We start from the raw sequence: 4,480 nt of genomic DNA, 5'->3' as shown, positions 1-4,480 counted from the left end.
TTATATTTTAAAAAATAATTTTTTTGTTAAAATAGATATTACCAATTATATGGTTATTAACTGTCCGTAAGTCAGCTATTTTCTCTCTATTCCTCTTTCAATCTCCTTTTCTCTTTTTTATTTTCTCTGAAGGTTATTTTCCAATTTCCAGTTACCATGTTACAACTGAAAATATCGTCATTATTGACATGACGACATTACGATTACAACGATATTTACCTTTTATTATTGGGTTCTTTATGGACTTAATCTGGGCTTATTTATTTTCTTGAAACCATTGATTTTATTAGCTTAGGGCGTATGGGCTTATTGCTTAGTAAATTTTCTTTTATTTTTTAGTATTTATTGAATTAATTATTAGTGAGTTTTTATTAATTTTATATCCCATCCACCCAACACATTGATTTATCTATGTTTTATGTGACCTAAATGTGTCCAACATCTGCCCTATTACGCCCTACTTAAATCTACTAGGTAGCTTACTCCACAATATTGCTGATGCTACACCACTAGCTTTCGCTACTTCTTCAACTGCTCCAACTGATGACATTCCACTTAAAATTAATAGTATTATTCTTGCAATTAGTATGACTATTTCCACTTTTTCTCTACCTCCTATATTTTATATACACTTAAAAACTTTTCGTTTTCTGTGCCTAGTTTACCGATTTTATGGTATAGGGTTATACCGAAGGAATCTCCTAGAACCCAAGTTGTTTTCATTATTTCAACCTCACCTATTAGAAGTATTTCTGTGAACTCTGGTATTGATGTTATCTTTTTTGATTGCTTGTCTATCATGTTGTATTTATCTAAAGCTTCTATTGAATCATCATCCTCAAGTATTACAATGTCTCCAACTTCTTTTAAGTTGTACATCCTCCAGTATTTATCTACAACACTTTCAGCTATTTCTTGAAAATGTTGTAGTATTTCATTCTTCAACTCCAATGGAGTTATCTCGGCTTTCTCTATGTCCTCTAATGTATTTATTATTATCATTTCTTTAATCCTCCCTACAGTAGATTTACAGCTTTTAGTTTTTCTTCTCTGCTACTGTTAATGTAAAATGTTGCAGTGGTATCTACACTACTATGACCTGCTAGTTTACTTACAGTTGAAATTGGTACTCCTCTATTTATTAACCTTGTACAGAAAGTATGTCTAAAGGTATGAGGTTTTAATTTATTTACCATTCCTATCTCCTCAGTTAATCTTTCTAGCATTGTATTTATTGCATCCCTTCTTAATGCTCCTCTTTGACCTATTACTAGATATTTTGAATCTTTTAAGCTGTAATCTCTGTCTTTAATGTATTCCTTAATTACATCAGCTAAATCAAATTTCAATGGTACTTCTCTAAACTTTCCTCCCTTGCCGTATATCTTTATGGAATAGTTCAAGAAATCAATATCTTTTATCTTAATGCTACATAGCTCACTTACTCTAACTCCTGTATAAAGTAGTAACATTACAATTACCTTATTTCTTTTACTTACTTTCTCCTCATTCTGAATGTAAAACAATATCCTCTCAACCTCCCTATCACTGTAAACTTCCACTTGTTTCTCTGAACCATAGGCTATCTTTACTCTATCTTTAGAATTTTCTACAACTATTTCCTTCATTGCTCCAGTTGCTACAAGGTATCTATTTAATGCATGAATGCTATTAATCTTTTTATTGATTGTTGCGACTTCGTAGTTACTCTCTACTAGAAAGTTCTTGTAGCTTACTACGTAGAATCGTTGTAACGTACCATTAAATTCAACTCCTTTATCTCCTAGAAATTCTATGAAAGCTTTAATGTCACCAACATAGCTTTCAATTGTTTTATGACTCTTTCCATCTTCAATTAAACTTATCTTGAAATCCTCAATTAATTGACACATTATTATTACTCCTTTCAACTTCTTTAAAATAGAAAAGAGTCAATGCTCCTTGATTAGAAACATTAACTCTTTTATCAGATTTATAATATATATTTATCATCTATTTTAAATTCAGTTGATTTATCCATTATTTACAGCTTTTCAATCTGAATGCTACTGTTATTCACATTTTATAAATTCTCTGTTTTCTGATGTATTATCGTTGTTTTTTACTATAGTTCTATTGATTGATGAATTGTATTTTCAGTTATTTATTCCATTGAATGATTTTATTATTTTACTGATTGGTTATTTAATTATATTTTCTACATTGATTATTACTCAATTTCTTAACTGATTAGATTTTCTTTAACTGATACATTTTATTACTTCTTCTTAATCAATTGTATTTATTATCTTTCTTGATTAATTATCTTTTGTATGTTAATTACTTAGTCATTCTTTATTCTGATTAGTTACTATTTATCTTTTCTTCAATTTCTTTTATCCTATTTATTTTTATTGAAATAGATTTTTATTTATCTATTTCAATTCTTTCAAGTCCTTATTCCCCCCTACCCCCCGTTACAATTTCCTAGTCCCCAGTTCCAAGTCTCTAGTTATTCTACTCAGCTATCTTATTATTATGTTCTATTCTATCAATTCTTTTTATTTTTTAGTGATTTTCTATCTTTTTCTACTACATATATTATGTTCACAATTCCATTAACTTTTAAGTGGAATTATTGAGACTAGGATTTCCTAGCTTATCAGGTTACACATATCTTCTATGCTTGTTTTACTGACTCCTAAAGGTGCTAGTGTTGATTGCCTAGGAACTCCTTTATCAGATACCTTTATCTGTTTAAGCATTAAAAATTCTATACTGTATATATTATTGTTACGAATTCCATTAACTTTCAAGTGGAATTACTGAACCTAGCATTTCTTAGCTTATCAGCTTATAGTGGTTTTTAATCCTATTTATCTTGACTTTTAAAGATATTTCTATACAAGAAAAAAAGATTAATGCTCCAATTACTGAAACATTAACCTTTTTAACTTCTTACACTGCATTATTAATATTATGAATCTTATTATTCTATCTTTTTTTATACTTTATATGACTTCTTGAAAGCTACATACTTTTTGCAGTAAGTTTTGATTTATTTATGCATCAACTAATTTTTTAAACACATTAACTTTATCTGTTAATTTTTCCATATGAAATCCTTCAATAGTTTTTAAAGCTTTATTAGTTATAAACCACATATTTATATTTTCACTTTCTCTTATAACATCTTCTAATTCTTGACTATATTCTAAAGTTGATTCTACTCCAACAGATGAAATTATAATCTCATAAATATTGGATAACTCCGAAATAATATCTATAAGTTTATTATAAAACATTTCATTTTCAGCTATAATCGAATTAGAATCTAGATGTTGTAATTTTTCAGTATCTATCCATAAATTTGTTAAATAAATACCATTTTCCTTCTCAATTTGACATCCCATTTTAAATTTATTATTTGCATTTAATTGAATATTAGCTATTTTACCAACTTCAATATATTTACATACATTATCAATTTCTAATTCATAAATAACATTTGAGTATTCCCAATCATCAATAATTTCAATTTCATTTACTCCTATTTTTACGTTAAAACTCTTCTCCATTAGTATTAATATCTTATTAATATTAATATTTTTTGTACTTACTATATTTAAATCTAAGGTTGCTCCCATAATACTCCTCCATCCTTTATTGCATTTGTAACTCTACTACTAGATACACCTGGGTACGTACTTATAAACTCTCCATTTGGCTTTACCCTTAATAAGTCATTTCCTCTAATATAAAGATATTCATCATTTACCTTATCATAAACTATTTTTTCTGGATTTTTGAAAATATCATTACTAAAATCTTTATACTCATTGTAATTTTTCATTTCTGGATAATCAGTTTTATGCTTACCCCATTTTTTTCCTATTTGCTTGCTTTCTAGATTTAACTCTTTTGGAGCTTTACTTACCCCCTTTTCTATATTTCCTGCTCCACTACCAGCAACATAACTCTCATTATATATTATTTCACCAGTCTTAATATTTTTATATGCACGTACTCCATTAACTATAATTGCGATAAACTCTCCACCTAATTCTGTTGTTAGCATGCCTGCACCCACATCTGCAAGTTTCCCTTGTTCCTCTGTTACATATATAACACCTTCTTCAAGATCAACATCTCCCATGCCAATGAGTAACTGGTACTTAAAAAATTCATTTGCATTCTTAAATATTCTTACAATTTTACCATTAGCAAGTCTTTTAACAAAACTCTCAACAGTAAGATCATCCTCAGGAAGTCCAGTTACATCACAAGTTACTGTTACAGCTGACCCATTAGTAACTTGGCTATAAATATTGTCTCCAATATAATCATCTTCAGAATCAACGTTATGTACCCATTCACCATTATCATTTACATAACACCCATTCACTGTTGTATCTTGTGCCATAGATCCTTCTGGATATAAATAATACCAATTTCCTTGATCATAAAGCCACTCTGTTGCAACACTTCCGTCATCCTTAAG

4 protein-coding genes and 1 pseudogene are annotated in these 4,480 nt (G+C 28.6%); all 5 read right to left on the bottom strand.

The window, feature by feature from the left end; translation table 11 throughout:
* Nucleotides 1-457: 457 nt before the first annotated feature.
* Entirely contained in the window at nucleotides 458-601 is a 144-nt protein-coding gene (locus tag KYD98_RS17935; protein WP_185165749.1) for a hypothetical protein, read from the bottom strand.
* A gap of 14 nt (nucleotides 602-615) precedes the next feature.
* Nucleotides 616-1,002 carry a hypothetical protein gene (locus KYD98_RS17930; protein ID WP_219781416.1) on the bottom strand — a complete coding sequence of 129 codons (387 nt, stop codon included), beginning with the start codon at nucleotides 1,000-1,002 and terminating at the stop codon, nucleotides 616-618.
* A 14-nt stretch (nucleotides 1,003-1,016) separates the two neighbouring features.
* Nucleotides 1,017-1,892, bottom strand: coding sequence for a tyrosine-type recombinase/integrase (locus KYD98_RS17925; protein WP_219781415.1), 876 nt, complete (start codon nucleotides 1,890-1,892; stop codon nucleotides 1,017-1,019).
* 1,149 nt (nucleotides 1,893-3,041) lie between these two features.
* Entirely contained in the window at nucleotides 3,042-3,626 is a 585-nt protein-coding gene (locus KYD98_RS17920) for a hypothetical protein (RefSeq protein ID WP_219781414.1), read from the bottom strand.
* Nucleotides 3,611-4,480, bottom strand: a pseudogene (locus KYD98_RS17915) (hypothetical protein); the annotation flags it as partial. The pseudogene KYD98_RS17915 and the gene KYD98_RS17920, both read right to left, overlap by 16 nt.

The organism is Clostridium weizhouense, assembly GCF_019431045.1.
Classification (GTDB): Bacteria; Bacillota; Clostridia; order Clostridiales; family Clostridiaceae; genus Clostridium; species Clostridium weizhouense.
This window is presented reverse-complemented; position numbering and strand designations above follow the sequence as displayed.

Excerpts from the sequence above, each read along its gene's own strand:
- KYD98_RS17930 (WP_219781416.1), bottom strand. The coding sequence starts at position 1,002 with ATGATAATAATAAATACATTAGAGGACATAGAGAAAGCCGAGATAACT.
- KYD98_RS17925 (WP_219781415.1), bottom strand. The coding sequence starts at position 1,892 with ATGTGTCAATTAATTGAGGATTTCAAGATAAGTTTAATTGAAGATGGA.
- KYD98_RS17920 (WP_219781414.1), bottom strand. The coding sequence starts at position 3,626 with ATGGGAGCAACCTTAGATTTAAATATAGTAAGTACAAAAAATATTAAT.